This is a genomic window from Nonomuraea roseola (assembly GCF_039535395.1).
Classification (GTDB): Bacteria; Actinomycetota; Actinomycetes; order Streptosporangiales; family Streptosporangiaceae; genus Nonomuraea; species Nonomuraea roseola.
This window is the reverse complement of the sequence record NZ_BAAAXC010000015.1, coordinates 745,085-761,456: the sequence shown is the minus strand read 5'-3', so window position 1 is coordinate 761,456 and position 16,372 is coordinate 745,085. Positions and strand designations below refer to the sequence as shown.

Here is a 16,372-nt window from a genome sequence, read left to right as displayed (position 1 = left end):
TGATGCTCGGCAGCTCATTAGTGGAGCACTGGCTACTCGGTTCAGCGTGACTGCTGCCCGTCTAGTACCGCCCGGCTTGCCGGGAGTGGGAACGAGGGTGACAGGGGTTACGAGGTTCCGGACACACTGTTGGGTCCTGAGGAAACGGACCGGATCGTAGGGGCCACCCGCTGCGGGTTTCGCATGGTGGCCTGATCCGTCTGTTCCGCCTCATACAGGGCCAGCGAAGAACCATCATTGTGTGGTTTGGAGTTGGTTGCTGTTTGTTGTTTGAGATTTGCATAGTGGACGCGAGCATCTTTGTGGCCAAGTTTTTTAGGGCACACGGTGGATGCCTTGGCATCAGGAGCCGATGAAGGACGTGGGAGGCTGCGTTAAGCCTCGGGGAGTCGCCAACCAGACGTTGATCCGGGGATGTCCGAATGGGGAAACCTAGCACCAGTCATGTGGTGTTGCCTCCGCCTGAATGTATAGGGCGGTTGGTGGTAACGCGGGGAAGTGAAACATCTCAGTACCCGTAGGAAGAGAAAACAACAGTGATTCCGTGAGTAGTGGTGAGCGAAAGCGGATGAGGCTAAACCGGGCATGTGTGATAGCCGGCAGGCGTTGCATGTTCGGGGTCGTGGGACCCTCTTGACTGATCTGCCGATCGGTCGAACAGTGAGAAACCTGTCTGATAGTTGAAGCCTCTGGGAAGGGGCGCCGTAGACCGTGAGAGCCGGGTAGGCGAAATCGGATGGGCTGTTTGAGGGGATCCCAAGTAGCACGGGGCCCGAGAAATCCTGTGTGAATCTGCCAGGACCACCTGGTAAGCCTAAATACTCCCTGATGACCGATAGTGCACTAGTACCGTGAGGGAAAGGTGAAAAGTGCCCCGGTGAGGGGTCGTGAAATAGTACCTGAAACCGTGTGCCTACAAGCCGTAGGAGCTTACATCAGCTTGCTGGTGTGTGATGTGACTGCGTGCCTTTTGAAGAATGAGCCTGCGAGTTATGGTGTGTGGCGAGGTTAACCCGTGTGGGGGAGCCGTAGCGAAAGCGAGTCTGAATAGGGCGTTTGAGTCGCATGCTGTAGACCCGAAGCGGAGTGATCTACGCATGGGCAGGTTGAAGCGAGGGTAAGACCTCGTGGAGGACCGAACCCACCAGGGTTGAAAACCTGGGGGATGACCTGTGTGTAGGGGTGAAAGGCCAATCAAACTCCGTGATAGCTGGTTCTCCCCGAAATGCATTTAGGTGCAGCGTCACGTGTTTCTTGCCGGAGGTAGAGCACTGGATGGCCGATGGGCCCGACAAGGTTACTGACGTCAGCCAAACTCCGAATGCCGGTAAGTGAGAGCGTGGCAGTGAGACTGCGGGGGATAAGCTCCGTAGTCGAGAGGGAAACAGCCCAGATCACCGACTAAGGCCCCTAAGCGTGTGCTAAGTGGGAAAGGATGTGGAGTCGCAGAGACAACCAGGAGGTTGGCTTAGAAGCAGCCACCCTTGAAAGAGTGCGTAATAGCTCACTGGTCAAGTGATTCCGCGCCGACAATGTAGCGGGGCTCAAGTACACCGCCGAAGTCGTGGCATTGACCCCCATGCGGGGTTGATGGGTAGGGGAGCGTCGTGCAGCCGGCGAAGCAGCAGAGTGATCTAGTTGTGGAGGCTGTGCGAGTGAGAATGCAGGCATGAGTAGCGAATGCAGGGTGAGAAACCCTGCCGCCGAATGACCAAGGGTTCCTGGGCCAGGCTAATCCGCCCAGGGTAAGTCGGGACCTAAGGCGAGGCCGACAGGCGTAGTCGATGGACAACGGGTTGATATTCCCGTACCCGCTTTAACACGCCCATATCGAACCTCGTGATGCTAAGAGTCCTTAAGCCCCGCAGCGTCCTTCGGGACAAGTGGTGAGGCTGAACGCTCGATCCGATCGGGTAGTAGGTAAGCGATGGGGTGACGCAGGAAGGTAGTCCAACCCAGGCGATGGTTGTTCCTGGGGTAAGCATGTAGGGAGTGTCGTAGGCAAATCCGCGACGCATTGATCCTGAGATGTGATGCCGAGCCGATTGTGGCGAAGTGGATGATCCTATGCTGCCGAGAAAAGCCTCTAGCGAGTGTTGTGGCGGCCCGTACCCTAAACCGACTCAGGTGGTCAGGTAGAGAATACCAAGGCGATCGGGTGAACTGTGGTTAAGGAACTCGGCAAATTGCCCCCGTAACTTCGGGAGAAGGGGGACCTCTGCTGGTGACGAAACTAGCTTTCTGAGCTGGTGGGGGTCGCAGTGGCCAGGGGGAAGCGACTGTTTACTAAAAACACAGGTCCGTGCGAAGTCGTAAGACGATGTATACGGACTGACGCCTGCCCGGTGCCGGAACGTTAAGGGGACCGCTTAGCCACGCAAGTGGCGAAGGTGAGAACTTAAGCGCCGGTAAACGGCGGTGGTAACTATAACCATCCTAAGGTAGCGAAATTCCTTGTCGGGTAAGTTCCGACCTGCACGAATGGCGTAACGACTTCCCCGCTGTCTCAACCGCAGACCCGGCGAAATTGCACTACGAGTAAAGATGCTCGTTACGCGCAGCAGGACGGAAAGACCCCGGGACCTTCACTACAGCTTGACATTGGCGTTTGGAACGTCTTGTGTAGGATAGGTGGGAGACTGTGAAGCTCGGACGCTAGTTCGGGTGGAGTCATTGGTGAAATACCACTCTGGTCGTTTTGAACGTCTAACTCTGGTCCGTGATCCGGATCGGGGACAGTGTCTGGTGGGTAGTTTAACTGGGGCGGTTGCCTCCTAAAGAGTAACGGAGGCGCCCAAAGGTTCCCTCAGCCTGGTTGGCAATCAGGTGTTGAGTGTAAGTGCACAAGGGAGCTTGACTGTGAGACTGACGGGTCGAGCAGGAGCGAAAGCTGGGACTAGTGATCCGGCGGTGGCATGTGGAAGCGCCGTCGCTCAACGGCTAAAAGGTACCCCGGGGATAACAGGCTGATCTTCCCCAAGAGTCCATATCGACGGGATGGTTTGGCACCTCGATGTCGGCTCGTCGCATCCTGGGGCTGGAGTAGGTCCCAAGGGTTGGGCTGTTCGCCCATTAAAGCGGTACGCGAGCTGGGTTTAGAACGTCGCGAGACAGTTCGGTCCCTATCCGCTGCGCGCGCAGGAGACTTGAAAGGGGCTGTCCCTAGTACGAGAGGACCGGGACGGACGAACCTCTGGTGTGCCAGTTGTACCGCCAGGTGCACGGCTGGTTGGCTACGTTCGGAAGGGATAACCGCTGAAAGCATCTAAGCGGGAAGCTCGCCTTGAGATGAGGTCTCCCACCACGTTGTGTGGGTAAGGCTCCCGGTAGACGACCGGGTTGATAGGCCGGAGGTGGAAGCACGGTAACGTGTGGAGCTGACCGGTACTAATAGGCCGAGGACTTGACCACAAAGCTTTTGCTCGCGTCCACTAGGCAATTCTGAGACAACAAGCACGTCTGTGTTTGTTAGTTTCACAGGGTTGCGGCGGTTATAGCGTAGAGGAAACACCCGGTTACATTCCGAACCCGGAAGTTAAGCTCTGCAGCGCCGATGGTACTGCACTCGGGAGGGTGTGGGAGAGTAGGTCGCCGCCGCGCAATCTTTGTATGGAAGGGCTTCACCCGTTGGGTGGGGCCCTTTCTGCATTTCCGGGGTCTCTTCTGTTGTCCAAGCGGACGTGGGATTCATGCGCGCTTCTCCACTCAAATTCCAGGCTCGTGATTCCCCGGCAGGCCGCTGGGCGGCTGGTCCGAAACGGCTGGTCCCGAGGTCAGGTGTGGTGAAATGCCTCCCGAGGCGCCAGAGCTTGCACGTGATCCCCGCAGGCCGTCGGGCGGCTGGCCCCACGCGGCTGATCAGGGCGGCGAGGGCACAGATGGCGGCGAGGGCACAGATATGGTGAAGCGCTTCGCGAGGTCCAGGACTCGCGCGTGATCCCCAGGTCGTCGGACGGCTGGCCCCCCACACGGCTGATTAAGGCGGCGAGGGCAGGGGTGTGGTGAGGTGCTTCGCCACGTCCAGGACTCGTGCGTCATCCTCCAGGTCGTTGGATGGCCGGCCCGAGGTGGCTGGTCCTGAGGGCGAAGGCGCGAAGTGTGGGGGTGAAGTGCTTCGCAAGGCGTTCGAAACCGGACGTCGGTCGTCTGTAAGCTCCTCGCCGCACGCTCGCTCCAACGACGTATCCAAGGGGCGGGACCATGCGCAGTCGACGTGTACCAGCAGCAGCCATCGCCATGGCACTCTCAGCAGCGACACTCGCGCAGGGGATCGCGCATGCCGACCCGCGCCCGCGAGACATCGCCGTGGGCACCCGGCTCGCGGCCAGGACCAATCCGGCCGTCCAACTGATCGGCATGTCCTACAGCGGGACGGTCATGGTTCCCTCACCCGTTCCCACCGCGGCTTTCACCGCGCTGTTCGCCAAGGCGAAGAAGCACGCGAAGGCGGGTCGCATCCCGGCTGACCATCAGAGCCAGGTCAAGTGGGTGCTCAGGACGGCGTCGCGGAACGTGGGAAAGTATCTCGTGCCGAGTAAGCCCGCCAGGAAGGCGGCCACCGAGGTCAGCTCCATCTGCACGGGCTGGTGGATCACGCCCGACGGTTACATGGTGACCGGGGCGCACTGCGTGGCCACGAACAACACCCTTCTCCGCCAGCGGTTCGCCGAGCTGGCGCTCCCCAAGGTCATCGAGGCTGACGTGCGCGGCTTCCTCAAGAGCGTGGCGGGATTCGCCCAGCCCGACGACGGCATGGCGAAGTTGGCCAAAACGCTGTTCACGGCATACGACCTGAAGGTGATGCGGGTGACGGGCGTGCGGAAGCGGCTCGCCGTCAAGATGCACGACGGGAAGGGCAGGATCAGCGTTCGCGCTCTCGGGCTGGTCGCCAAGGGCAGCGATTACCCGGGGGTGGACTTCGCGCTGCTGCGGATGAAGGGTGCGCGTAACCTCCCGACGCTTTCGCTCGGGCGGGACGGCGATGTCAGGGTGGGCGACTACCTCTACATCAGCGGGTTCCCCGGCATCACGGTGTTCAACGCGACGCTGGACGAGCGGTCGAGGATGTATCCGTCGCTCACCGAGGGCGCGTACAACGTGAAGCGTACGACGGTGAGCGGCGTGCCGTACCTGCAGGCGCAGGCGCCGTCCTACGGAGGGAACTCAGGTGGGCCGGTGTTCAGCAAGGAGGGGAAGGTCGTCGGCACGCTGATCGCGGGTGCCCGGCAGGTGGACGGCGCGGACACGGAGAACGCGAGCTTCGTGCTTCCTGTGGGCGTCATCAGGAAGCGGCTGGCGGCGGCGGGGGTGGCGCCGGTGATGTCGGAGACATCCAAGGTGTACGACGCGGCGCTCGACGACTACTTTGCCGGGCGGAACGGCCGGGCGCTGGAGAGGTTCTACCGGGTGCGAGAGCTGTACCCCGCGCACCCGTATGTCGGCGCCTTCATCACCGAGCTGAAGTCATCCCGCTGAAGTGGCCGCGCTGGCTCAGGCAACTGGGCTGAGATCGCCGCTGAGCCAAGCCGAAACCGTCCCGCCGAGATACCCAGGTCGGCATATCTCCTGAACCCCGGGGCTGTCGACCAACCCCTGAGGAGACCGCCGGGAACCCCACGGCGCTCCGCCGGTCTCCACAAGATCCCCTGGGGCGTCACCGTTCTGCGAGGATCCCTCGGGACCCGCCGATCTCGCCGCCGCTCTCCCTGCAACACCGGCGGCCCGCGGGCTTTGCGGCATCACAGGGAGAGCGGCGGCAATCCCATGAAGATCGGCGGGGTCTCAAGGAGGATCCTTCGAAGATCGGTGACGCCTCAAGCAGGATTCCCGGAGGGTCGGCGGGATTCCCAGAGGAATCCCCAAGGATCGGTGACGCCCCAACGGGGATCCCTGGAGACAGACTGAGCTCGCGGGGGCCTGGTGGTATTTCAGGGAAGCTGGCGGCATTCCCTATGGAGATCGGCGGCGTCTCAAGGGGGATCCTTCGAAGATCGGTGACGACTCAAGGAGGATCCCCGGAGGTCGGCTGAGCTCACGGGGCCTGGTGGTATTTCAGGGGAGGCCGGCGGCATTCCCTACGGAGATCGGCGGGGTCTAAAGAGGAGTCCCCCAAGGATCGGTGACGCCTCGACGAGGATCCTTGGAGACAGGCTGAGCCCACGGGGTCATGCGGTATCTAAGAGAGGCTGCGGCATCTCCCGGAGATCGGCGGGGTCTCAAGGGGGATTCTCCGAAGATCGGTGACCTCAACGAGGATTCCCGGAGACGCGCTGAGCTCACGAGACTAGGGTCTCAAGGGGGATTCTCCGAAGATCGGTGACCTCAACGAGGATTCCCGGAGACGCGCTGAGCTCACGAGACTAGGTGGGATTTCAGGTATCTCCCGGAGATCGGCGGAACCTCGCGGAGGTTGCCCGGAAGCCGCCGGCGCCTTGAGGGAGGCGCCGGCGGATACTCAGGAACCGACCCCGGTGGAGCGGGTCAGGGGAGGACCAGGAGGGCGTCGCCCACCGCGCGCTCTCCTCCGTCGGAGGGCTGGTTGACGACCTTGCCGCCGACGACCATCGCGGTCGAGCCGCCGCCGTCCAGGTTGATCGCCTGCACCGCGCCCAGCCACTTCATCAGCTGCGCCGCCTCGATCATGTTCGCGCCCACCGTGATGCCCGGCTTGCGTCCGTCGACCGTGGCGAGCACCAGCCCGCCCGACCTCGTCACGCCGAGGAGGGTGCGGGGGTGGCGGCGGAGGATCATGTTGACCGAGTCGTGGCCGTCGCGCTTGGCGGTCACCTTGATGCGGCCGTTGCGGATGAGCCCGACGCCGCCGCCGATCACGCTGACGTCGGGGGTGAGGGCGACCCTGCGCCCCGTGCGCTCGTCGATGACCTTGGTGTCGACGGTCACGCTCCACTTCTCCCACGCGTGCTCCCACAGCCAGTCGGCCGCCGCGCCCGCGCCGTGCAGGACCCGCGCGCCCTTGGGCACGGCGCCGCCCGCCGTCCGCAGGGCGATGACCTTGCCAGAGGCGTCGAGGACGGCCTCGGCGCCGCCGTTGGCCGGGGTCTTGGCGCCGTACTCCTCGGTGTAGAGGATCAGCTCGTCCGTGGTGCCGAGCCGGTTGACGCCGTTGATGTCGAGGCGGGTGCCGTCCTGGGAGATGGCGGACATCTTGGTGGTGAGCTCGGTGATGCGGGCCGTACGGCCCTTGAGGACGACGGCCGAGCGGCCGGGGACGGCCTCGCTGAGCAGCCTGCCGCCGACCACGGAGATGCCGACGGGCTCGCCGCGCAGGGCCGGAGAGGTGTGGATGTTGAAGAAGCCACCGTTGACGGCGGCGATCGCCTTACGCGCGCCGGCCATCGAGGAGGTGGTCTCGCGCTTGGCGACGCTCGTGCCGAGGCTCGCGGCGTAGGAACCCCGGAACCTGCGCGGGTCGACGGTGAGGACCTGCATCTGCCAGGGGCCCGTCGTCTTCACCCCGTCGTCGCCGAGGTAGTCGGCGCGGGCCTTCACCCCCGCGTCGGACAGCTCCTTGGCCGCTTTGACGGCCTTGTCCTTGTCCTTCAGCGGCCAGAGCCCGACGCGGACCATGAAGATCTCCTCGGACGGGTCGTCCGAGACGGCGGGACGGACCACGCGCTGCACGCTGGCCGTCTGGCCCGCCGCCTCCACCTCGGCGGCCTTCGCCTCGGCGGTCTCGCGTCTGCCGTAGTCGCGCCCGCTGGGCATCAGCACGGTGACGGTGTAGCCGTCGTTGGCGGTGCCGGTCGCGACGCTGTAGAGGTCGATGCCGCCGCCGACGCTCTTGTGCGTCTTCGCCGGCAGCCCGCGCTCGCCGAGGGGGAACCTCGCTGAGGGGAAGGGGGCCGACACCTCCTCTGCCGTGGCGGGCACCGCAACGGTGACCGTGAGAGCGGCGGCCATGGCAAGGCCGACGAGGGCGCGTCGAGACATGAAAAACTCCCCAGAAGGACGGCAACCGATCCATACTGGCGAGATCAACAGCGCCCAGTCAGCCGAACACGCAGACCAGGTAAGACAGTTACCTAATTGACACGACAATGCCGGGATTCAGCTGCGGTGGGTGACCATCCGGGGTTACCTTTCGGTAAGCCGCTTTCCAATGAGTTCGAGCGGCACATCATCCCGAGAGGCAGCCGACATGGGGCTGAGCATCCTCCTTGTGATCATCGCGAGCGTTGTCCTGGGATTCATTCTTGGCGCGTTCGTGGCGCGTCCCCGGCGGTGGGACATGTACATCTGCGCGGACGACACGATCCACGCCGACGCGACGCGGGATCAGCGCAGGTGAACAACTAGCCGGGCGCAAGCCGTACGGAATCTGGGTCCAGTGCGGCTTGCGCCCTATAATGGGTTCATGACTATCGGCATGTGGTGGTGGCCGCCCGACGGCCCCTGACTTCCACATGCGTGAAGGCCGTCTCCGGACGGCCTTTCGTGGTCTCTGGGGACGCTTGCGAAAGGACCCCAGAATGAACCACATCGTGCTCACAGGTGACCGCCCGACGGGCCCGCTCCACCTGGGCCACTATTTCGGCACGCTGGCCAACCGGGTGCGGCTGCAGGAGCTCCACCAGATGTACGTCCTGGTCGCCGACTACCAGGTGATCACCGACAGGGACGTGCCTGGCCGGATCCAGCACAACATCACCGAGCTGCTGCTCGACTACCTAGCGATCGGACTCGACCCGGCCAAGGTGACGATCTTCCAGCACAGCGCCGTACCCGAGCTCAACCAGCTGCTGCTGCCGTTCCTCTCGCTGGTCAGCGTGGCGGAGCTGAAGCGCAACCCGACCGTCAAGGACGAGATCGCGCACAGTTCGCAGAGCGCGGTCAGCGGGCTGATGTTCACCTACCCTGTGCACCAGGCGGCCGACATCCTGTTCTGCAAGGGCACGCTGGTGCCCGTCGGCAAGGACCAGCTGCCGCACGTCGAGGTGACCAGGTTGGTCGCGCGCCGCTTTAACGAGCGCTACGCCCCGGTCTTCCCGCTGCCGGAGGCCATGATGGGCTCGGCTCCGCTGCTCAGGGGCCTCGACGGCGGCAAGATGAGCAAGAGCAGGGGCAACGCGATCGCGCTGAAGGCCACAGCGGACGAGACCGCGGCCGTGATCAGGGCCGCCCGCACCGACGCCGACCGGCACATCTCCTACGACCCTGAGCGCAGGCCCGAGGTGGCCAACCTGCTCACGCTGGCCGGGCTCTGCCTCGGCCGCGCGCCAGAGGAGATCGCCGAGGAGATCGGGGACGGTGGAGCCGCGCGGCTCAAGCGGCTGCTCACCGAGGCGGTCAACGAGTTCCTCCACCCGATGAGGAAGCTGAGGTCCTCGCTGGACGCCGCCGACGCGCGCGAGGTGCTGACGGCCGGCAACGCCAGGGCGAGGGAGCGGGCTGTGCTGACGCTGGAGGAGGTCAGGCAGGCCATGGGGTTCTAGCCGGCGCTGGTGGCGATCGGCTCGCTGTCCGAGACGCCTCGGTGGCCACATGTCGAACATAGGCCGGCGATCAACCAGGGCAGGGACTGCTCAGTGGGCCTGGTAGACCTTGCGCAGGGTCTCGTGCACCGTCCACGTGGTCTTCGCGCCCTCGGGCAGGAGGCACACGTCGCCCGGGCCGACCTCCACGCGCTGCCCGTCGTCGGTCTCGATCGTGGCCCGCCCCGACAGGACGACGAAGATCTCGTCGCGCTCCACGTCGGTCACCACGCCAGGGGTGATCTCCCAGATGCCACGCCCCTCGTCGAGCTCGGCGACCGAGGTGACGGGGGTGCCGGAGACGATCTGGGACGGGTCGAGCGGATCGGGTTCGAGCCGGACGTCGGCGACGTGCATGACGCGGATCAACGGTTCTCCCTGCGGAAGGATTCGAGGGCCAGGAGGGCGACGTGGAGCGACAGGCACGACTCCACGTCGTCGAGGTCGGTGTCGAGGATGCGCTCGAGGCGGCGCAGCCGGTCGTAGAAGGCGGGGCGCGACAGGTGCGCCTTCTGGGCGGCGACCGCCTTGTTGCGTCCGGCGTCGAGGTAGATGCGCAGGATGCGGGTGAGGTCGCCGCCGCGTTGGGCGTCGTGCGCGAGCAGCGGCCCCAGCTCGCGTTCGGCGAACGTCTGGATCCTGGCGTCGTCGCGCAGCAGGTGGAGCAGGCCGCGCAGGCGCAGGTCGGGCAGGCGGTAGTAGGGCCTGCCGTCGGGCTGGCGGACGGCCACGTCGGCGACCTGCTCGGCCTCGAGGAAGCTGCGCCGCACGTCGCGGATGGACTCGACCGCCGAGCCCGCGGCCAGCACGAACGTCGAGCCAGGCTTCCACAGCGCGCGCAGGCGCTCGGCCAGCGCGGTCAGCGCCGGCTCGACCTGCGTGCGCGGCGGCAGCGGGAGCAGCACACCGACGCGGTCCTGGTCGAGCGCGCCGACGAGGGCGGGCAGCTTGGCGTCGCGGCAGACCGAGGCGGTGGCCTCGGCCAGCTCGCCGAGCAGTGCCTGGCCGTCGAGGGCCTGGTCGACGGGGTCGACCAGGCGCAGGACCACGCTGACGAGCTTGCGTCCGGTGAGCGGCACGCCCACCGCGCGGGCGCGGGCGGCGGCCTCGTCGGGGTCGGCGTAGGCGTGGGTGAGGATGCCGGTGATGATCGTGCCGTGCGCCTGGCGTTCGAGCGACTCCTGGTGGCGCTCCAGCAGGCGGCCCAGCGCCAGCGTGGTGGCGGCGCGCTCGGCCAGCACCATCTCGCGGGGGCCCGGCGGGGCGTCGCAGAGCAGGATGAGCCGTCCCCAGTCCTGGCCGCGGGCGCCGACGGTGGTGACCAGCCAGCCCGAGGAGGCGTCGTAGGAGGTGCGCTCCTGCGGGGCGACCGCGCGCGACCTCGACTCCCATCCGGCCAGCAGCACACCGGTGTCGCGGCCCGCCGACTCGCAGGCCAGTACCTGGTGGGCGAGGTTCTCCAGCAGCACGGGCCGGCCGGACAGCCTGGAGACCTGGGCGAGCACCTCGGCGGGCGAGGCGCCCTCCACCGACAGCTCGGTGAAGACCTCGTGCAGTTGCTCGGAGGCGCGCAGCTCCTCCAGCTGGATGTCGATGATCCTGGCGTGGACCGACTCGGTGATCTGCACGAAAGGGGTCTCGCGGGCCAGCACGATCAGCGGCAGGCCGTGCTCCTCCGCCGCCTTGACCACCGCGCGCGGCAGCTCGCGGACGAATCTGCGGCCCAGCTCCACGACCAGCCCGGCGGCGCCGACGGCCGACAGCTCGCCGATGTAGGCGGCCAGCTTCTCGGGATCTTCAGGCAGGGCGACGCCGGTGGTCAGGACCAGCTCGCCGCCGCGCAGCAGGTGTGCGATGTCGGCGATCTCGCCCACGTGCACCCACCGCACCCGGCTGTCGAGCCGATCCGCGCCTGCGACCACGCGGGGATTGCCCCTGCGAACGGTCTCCAGGGACAGAACGTCGGAGATGGTGGGCAGCACGTGTGGAGCCTATCCGATCAGGATGTAACTATGGCTACCACGACATTTACACGATGTCGCGCGAACCATTCTATGTCCGCGTACCGGCTCACGCCCTCAGATCATCGTCGGTGTACTCGTGGGCGGGCGCCTGTTCCCGCAGCTCAACGCGGCGGATCTTGCCGGAGATCGTCTTGGGGAGGTCGCCGAACTCCAGGCGGCGCACGCGCTTGTAGGGGGCCAGGTGCTCGCGGGCGTACGACAGGATCGAGCGGGCCGTCTCGGCCGTCGGCTCGAAGCCGGGGGCCAGCGTGACATAGGCCTTCGGTACGGCCAGCCGTACCGGATCGGGGGCGGGGACGACCGCGGCCTCGGCCACCGCCTCGTGCTCCAGCAGCACGCTCTCCAGCTCGAACGGCGAGATGCGGTAGTCGGAGGCCTTGAAGACGTCGTCGGTGCGGCCGACGTAGGTGATGTAGCCGTCGGCGTCGCGGCTGGCCACGTCGCCGGTGTGGTAGTAGCCGGCCTGGTCGCTCTCCCGCCCGACATATCCGGACATCAGGCCGAGGGGGCGGCGGTCGTCCAGCGGGAGGCAGATCTCGCCGTCGTCGCCAGGCTCACCGGTCACCGGGTCGAGCAGGGCGATGTCGTAGCCGGGCAGCGGCAGGCCCATCGAGCCGGGCTTGACGGGCAGGCCGGGAACGTTGCCGATCTGCGCGGTCGTCTCCGTCTGGCCGTAGCCGTCGCGGATGGTGATGCCCCACGCCTTGTCGACCTGGTCGATGATCTCGGGGTTGAGCGGCTCGCCCGCGGCGACCGCGGTGCGCAGCGGGAGCCGCCACGCGCCGAGGTCCTCCTGGATGAGCATCCGCCACACCGTCGGCGGCGCGCAGAAGGTGGCGACGTTCTCCGTCCTGAGCACCTCGAGCAGCTCGGCGGCGGAGAAGCGCTGGTAGTCGTGGACGAGCACGGTCGCGCCCGCGTTCCACGGGGCGAAGACGTTGCTCCACGCGTGCTTGGCCCAGCCGGGGGAGGAGACGTTGAGGTGCACCTCCCCCGGCCGTACGCCGATCCAGTACATCGTCGACAGGTGGCCGACGGGGTAGGACAGGTGCGTGTGCTCGACCAGCTTGGGCTGGGAGGTCGTGCCCGAGGTGAAGTAGAGCAGCAGCGTGTCGTCCGCGCGGGTGACGCCGTCGGGCGTGAAGCCCTCCTCCCCGTAGGAGAACGGCAGCCAGCCCTCCGCCTCGCCCACGGAGATCTTCGTGTACGGCCCGCCGGTGAACTTGGCCGCGTCCGCCGCGTTGGCGATGACGTGCGCGACCGCGCCGCGCTCGACCCTGTCGGCCACGTCCTTGGCCGACAGCAGCGTCGTGGCGGGGATGACCACCGCGCCGAGCTTCATCGCCGCCAGCAACGCCTCCCACAGCTCGGCCTGGTTGCCGAGCATGAGCAGGATGCGGTCGCCGCGCCGTACGCCCTGCTCGCGCAGCCGGTTGGCGACCTGGCCTGAGCGTCTGGACAGCTCGGCGAAGGTGTAGGAGACCCTGCCCACGATCTTGAGCGCGACGGCGTCGGGGGTCTCCGCGGCCAGCACGCCGTCGAACCAGTCGAGCGCCCAGTTGAACTCCGCGGGCCTGGGCCAGCGGAAGTCGCGGCGGGCGGTGGCGTAGTCGGCCTGCAGCAGGAAGTCTCTGGCGGCGCGGAAATCGCTCATGCTGGCGATCCTGCTACGTGACCAGCCGCCTCTCAAGGCCATCGAGCACGCAGGCGAGTCCGAAGGCGAAGTTCATCTCGCGGACCGCCGCGGGTTCGTGGGCGGCGTACTCCTCCGCGCGGGCGATGAGGTCGGGGTAGTCGGCCGCGGCTGTCTTGACGGCCTCGCGCATGCTCGCGGTGTCGTAGTTCTTCTCCGCGGCCGCGCTCGTCCACACGACCTCGGGGATGACCGAGCCGAAGACGAAAGCGGTGATCGCCGCCCCCGCGTAGTCCTCCTCGAGGCCGCGGAAGCCCGCCTGGTGCAGACCCTTGCGCAGCAGTTCGGCCGCGCGCAGCGCGTTGGGGCCGATGGCGGGCAACTTGCCGAGGAGTCCGGCGAGCCATGGATGACGCAGGATCACCTTGCGCATGCCGTGCGCGAAGGCCCACCCGGTGTCGCGCCAGCCGGCCGAGTCGGGGTCGGGGACCGACATCTCGCCCCAGACCTCGTCGTAGACCAGCTCCAGCAGCTCGTCCTTGTTGGCCACGTGCCAGTAGAGGCTCGTGGCGCCGGCGCCGAGCCTGGCGCCGAGCTTGCGCATGCTCAGCGCGGCGAGGCCCTCGGCGTCCAGGATCTCGATCGCGGCCCTGACGATCTGGTCGCGGGTCAGACCCTGCGCTTTCCCCTGGCGGGGTTCACGAGTCCAGACGGAGGCGAACTGCTTGGCGGTCACAGGACCAGCATAAATCCGCTCGCACAGTGTGCGAGTGTGTCGTACAGTGTGCGAGTGAACTCGAACGCTGTACGAGACCCTCGTCGTTGGTGGTCTCTCGTCGTCCTCTGCCTGGCGTTGATGCCGCTCGTGGTGGACAGCACCGTCCTCAACGTGGCGATCCCCACCCTCATGCAGGACCTGGGCGCCAGCCCCTCCGAGATCCAGTGGATCCTCGACTCCTACGTGCTGGTCTTCGCGGGCCTGCTGCTCACCGCGGGCAGTCTCTCCGACCGGTACGGCAGGCGCCGCTTCCTCGTCATCGGCCTCGCCCTGTTCGGCGGCGCCTCCCTGGTGGCCGTGCTGGCCGTCGAACCCTGGCAGCTCATCGCCGCCAGAGGGCTGATGGGCGTGGGAGGGGCGATCCTCATGCCCTCGACCCTGTCCATCCTGATCACGACCTTCGACGACGACGAGCGGCGCAAGGCCATGGCCGCGTGGAGCGCCGTCGCGATGATCGGCGTGATCGCCGGGCCCATCGTGGGCGGCCTGCTCATCGAGCACTACTGGTGGGGCTCGGTCTTCCTGCTCAACGTCCCCATCGCGGTGGTCGGCGTCATCGCCGCCCTTGTGCTGATGCCCGAGACCAAGGGGCCGGCCCGCAGCCTCGACCCGCTGGGCGTGGTGCTCTCGATCGTCGGCCTGGTCTCGCTGGTCTACGTGGTCATCGAGCGGACGTGGAACCCCGTCATGATCGCCGTGGCCGTGCTGGCCCTGGGCGGTTTCCTGGTGTGGGAGCGCAGGTCGGCCAGCCCGATGCTGCCGCTCGGCCTGTTCAGGAACCGCAACTTCAGCGGGTCGTCGTTCTCGATCCTGCTGATGTCGTTCGGGTCGGGCGCGGTGATGCTGATGCTGACGCAGTACCTGCAGTTCGTGCTCGGCTACGGCGCGGCGCAGGCGGGGCTCGCGCTGCTGCCGTACGCGGTCTCGGCGGCGATCTTCAACGGCGTGGGGGCCGCGCTCGGACAGAAGGCCAGCAACAAGACGCTGATCGTCGCGGGCATGCTGATCATGGGTGTGTCGTTCGTAGTGATGGCCATGAGCAGCGGTTACTGGTCGCTGTTCGTGGCCTTCCTCGTCATGGGGGCGGGTGGCGGGATCGCGGGGCCCGCGGCGTACGCGACGCTCATGGGGGCGGTGCCGATGGAGCACGCCGGTGTCGGGTCGGCGCTCAACGACACCATCCAGCAGGTTGGCATGGCCCTCAGCATCGCGGCGCTCGGCAGCGTGCTGGCGGGGGTGTACACCTCGGCGATGCCCTCGACCGCGCCCGAGGCGGCCCAGGAGTCGATCGCGAACGCCGTGCTGCTCGGGCCCGAGGTGGCGGCGGCCGGCAGGGAGGCGTTCGGCACGGCGATGGCGACGGGGTCGTGGATCGGGGCGGTGTCGTGCGTGGCGGCGGCGTGCCTGGCGATGGCCGTCCTGCGCCCGAAGGCCCCCGCGGCCCCGGTGCCGGCCGAGGTGTGACCCCGGCCGTTCGGTGTGCCGCTCGCGGCGTTCGCGAACGAGCCGAAGAGAGGCGCGCCTCGGGGAGTTGCGGCCTGCTGATGGGGGAGAGGGCCGGACGGATGCTCGGCCCTCTCCGAGGGGCTCTGCCCGTAGGACCTCCGGCCCGTGACTTCGGTGAGTCTCCTCCCCGAGGAACCTCGGCTCCGTGGTCGGGGAGAGGGGCGGTCGGGGGTCACCGGGTGGGGGCCCAGTGGGGGTCCTTGACGTTCTCCAGGCTGTCCAGCTTGTGAACGCGCTCGTCGTGGCCGATCTGCCGCATCAGGTCGGCCACCGACCGGTAGCGCCCGTACTCGTCGGCGTACGTCCCGGGGTCGGGCATGAACTCCAGGTCGGGGTTGTCGGCCACGAAGGTCATGTACTCGTGCTCGGCATGGTCCTCGAACTCCGCGTTCAGCCGGTACGAGGCCTCGGGCCTGACCAGGAACAGCACCCACGAGACGTGGTAGTAGAAGAACGAGATGAACCACGGCGCCACCTTGTGCAGCAGCCAGTTCTGCTTCATCCCGTTGCGCTGGATGAGGTCCTGCATGATCAGCAGGTGCCACTGCTCGTTGTCCTGGTCGGCGCGGGCCTCGACGATCCGCTCGAACACCCTCTTGGCCAGGGCAGACCTGCCCGAGTAACGGTGCACCGCCCAGTAACCCATCCGCTCCCACGCCTGGTACGGCACGCGGGCGATGACCTCGAGCATGGCGAACTTGGTGAACGACCCCTGCTTGCCGTACATGAGGTCGACGGGCTTGAACATCATCTTGGCCAGCAGGCTGTAGTCCATACGCGGCGTGTCCAGAGTCTCGGCCTGCGCGCGGCGAAGGGCGTCGCGGTCGAGCTTGGGCGGTCCCGCGGGGGCCTCGGGGCGGTCGATCGTGATGGTCATCTCTGTCTCCTTCGTTTCGATGACCTGATCGTGCTCGAAGGCAGGGTGCCCCGGCGTCCGCCG

General features: G+C 66.5%; 10 protein-coding genes and 2 rRNA genes. 6 read left to right on the top strand and 6 right to left on the bottom strand.

Features of this window, described 5'->3' with window-relative positions; all coding sequences use genetic code 11:
- Nucleotides 1-304: 304 nt before the first annotated feature.
- From ABFX55_RS26650 to ABFX55_RS26640, 3 genes are all read left to right on the top strand, one after another.
- Nucleotides 305-3,411: ribosomal RNA gene (locus ABFX55_RS26650) — 23S ribosomal RNA — on the top strand.
- 72 nt (nt 3,412-3,483) lie between these two features.
- A 5S ribosomal RNA gene (gene rrf, locus ABFX55_RS26645) occupies nt 3,484-3,600 on the top strand.
- A 636-nt stretch (nt 3,601-4,236) separates the two neighbouring features.
- Complete coding sequence (locus ABFX55_RS26640; RefSeq protein ID WP_346125371.1) at nt 4,237-5,475, top strand: S1 family peptidase; 1,239 nt, start codon at nt 4,237-4,239, stop codon at nt 5,473-5,475.
- Between the two features lie 1,005 nt (nt 5,476-6,480).
- On the opposite strand, the gene ABFX55_RS26635 is transcribed toward ABFX55_RS26640, so the two are convergent.
- Entirely contained in the window at nt 6,481-7,950 is a 1,470-nt protein-coding gene (locus ABFX55_RS26635) for a phosphodiester glycosidase family protein (RefSeq protein ID WP_346125369.1), read from the bottom strand.
- 208 nt (nt 7,951-8,158) lie between these two features.
- On the opposite strand from ABFX55_RS26635, the gene ABFX55_RS26630 reads away from it, so the two are divergent.
- Both ABFX55_RS26630 and trpS read left to right on the top strand, forming a co-directional pair.
- The gene (locus ABFX55_RS26630) at nt 8,159-8,308 is read left to right on the top strand and encodes a hypothetical protein (RefSeq protein WP_346125368.1); all 150 of its coding nucleotides are present in this window, start codon (nt 8,159-8,161) and stop codon (nt 8,306-8,308) included.
- 181 nt (nt 8,309-8,489) lie between these two features.
- The gene (trpS, locus tag ABFX55_RS26625) at nt 8,490-9,452 is read left to right on the top strand and encodes a tryptophan--tRNA ligase (RefSeq protein WP_346125366.1); all 963 of its coding nucleotides are present in this window, start codon (nt 8,490-8,492) and stop codon (nt 9,450-9,452) included.
- A gap of 90 nt (nt 9,453-9,542) precedes the next feature.
- Here the strand turns inward: trpS and ABFX55_RS26620 are convergent, their stop codons facing one another.
- From ABFX55_RS26620 to ABFX55_RS26605, 4 genes are all read right to left on the bottom strand, one after another.
- The gene (locus tag ABFX55_RS26620) at nt 9,543-9,860 is read right to left on the bottom strand and encodes a cupin domain-containing protein (RefSeq protein ID WP_346125364.1); all 318 of its coding nucleotides are present in this window, start codon (nt 9,858-9,860) and stop codon (nt 9,543-9,545) included.
- Entirely contained in the window at nt 9,857-11,473 is a 1,617-nt protein-coding gene (locus ABFX55_RS26615) for a PucR family transcriptional regulator (protein ID WP_346125362.1), read from the bottom strand. Before ABFX55_RS26615 ends, ABFX55_RS26620 begins: the two co-directional genes overlap by 4 nt.
- Nucleotides 11,474-11,561: 88 nt before the next feature.
- The gene (locus tag ABFX55_RS26610) at nt 11,562-13,169 is read right to left on the bottom strand and encodes an AMP-binding protein (RefSeq protein ID WP_346125360.1); all 1,608 of its coding nucleotides are present in this window, start codon (nt 13,167-13,169) and stop codon (nt 11,562-11,564) included.
- Nucleotides 13,170-13,182: 13 nt separating this feature from the next.
- Nucleotides 13,183-13,884, bottom strand: a complete 702-nt coding sequence (locus ABFX55_RS26605) for a TetR/AcrR family transcriptional regulator C-terminal domain-containing protein (protein ID WP_346125358.1) — start codon at nt 13,882-13,884, stop codon at nt 13,183-13,185.
- Nucleotides 13,885-13,938: 54 nt separating this feature from the next.
- On the opposite strand from ABFX55_RS26605, the gene ABFX55_RS26600 reads away from it, so the two are divergent.
- A complete protein-coding gene (locus tag ABFX55_RS26600) occupies nt 13,939-15,390 on the top strand; it encodes an MFS transporter (RefSeq protein WP_346125356.1) in 1,452 nt (483 codons plus the stop codon).
- Between the two features lie 214 nt (nt 15,391-15,604).
- Here ABFX55_RS26600 and ABFX55_RS26595 read toward each other — a convergent pair whose 3' ends face one another.
- Nucleotides 15,605-16,309, bottom strand: coding sequence for an alternative oxidase (locus tag ABFX55_RS26595; protein ID WP_346125354.1), 705 nt, complete (start codon nt 16,307-16,309; stop codon nt 15,605-15,607).
- Between the last annotated feature and the right edge of the window lie 63 nt (nt 16,310-16,372).

Excerpts from the sequence above, each read along its gene's own strand:
- ABFX55_RS26635 (WP_346125369.1), bottom strand. The coding sequence starts at position 7,950 with ATGTCTCGACGCGCCCTCGTCGGCCTTGCCATGGCCGCCGCTCTCACG.
- trpS (WP_346125366.1), top strand. The coding sequence starts at position 8,490 with ATGAACCACATCGTGCTCACAGGTGACCGCCCGACGGGCCCGCTCCAC.
- ABFX55_RS26630 (WP_346125368.1), top strand. The coding sequence starts at position 8,159 with ATGGGGCTGAGCATCCTCCTTGTGATCATCGCGAGCGTTGTCCTGGGA.
- ABFX55_RS26610 (WP_346125360.1), bottom strand. The coding sequence starts at position 13,169 with ATGAGCGATTTCCGCGCCGCCAGAGACTTCCTGCTGCAGGCCGACTAC.
- ABFX55_RS26640 (WP_346125371.1), top strand. The coding sequence starts at position 4,237 with ATGGCACTCTCAGCAGCGACACTCGCGCAGGGGATCGCGCATGCCGAC.
- ABFX55_RS26595 (WP_346125354.1), bottom strand. The coding sequence starts at position 16,309 with ATGACCATCACGATCGACCGCCCCGAGGCCCCCGCGGGACCGCCCAAG.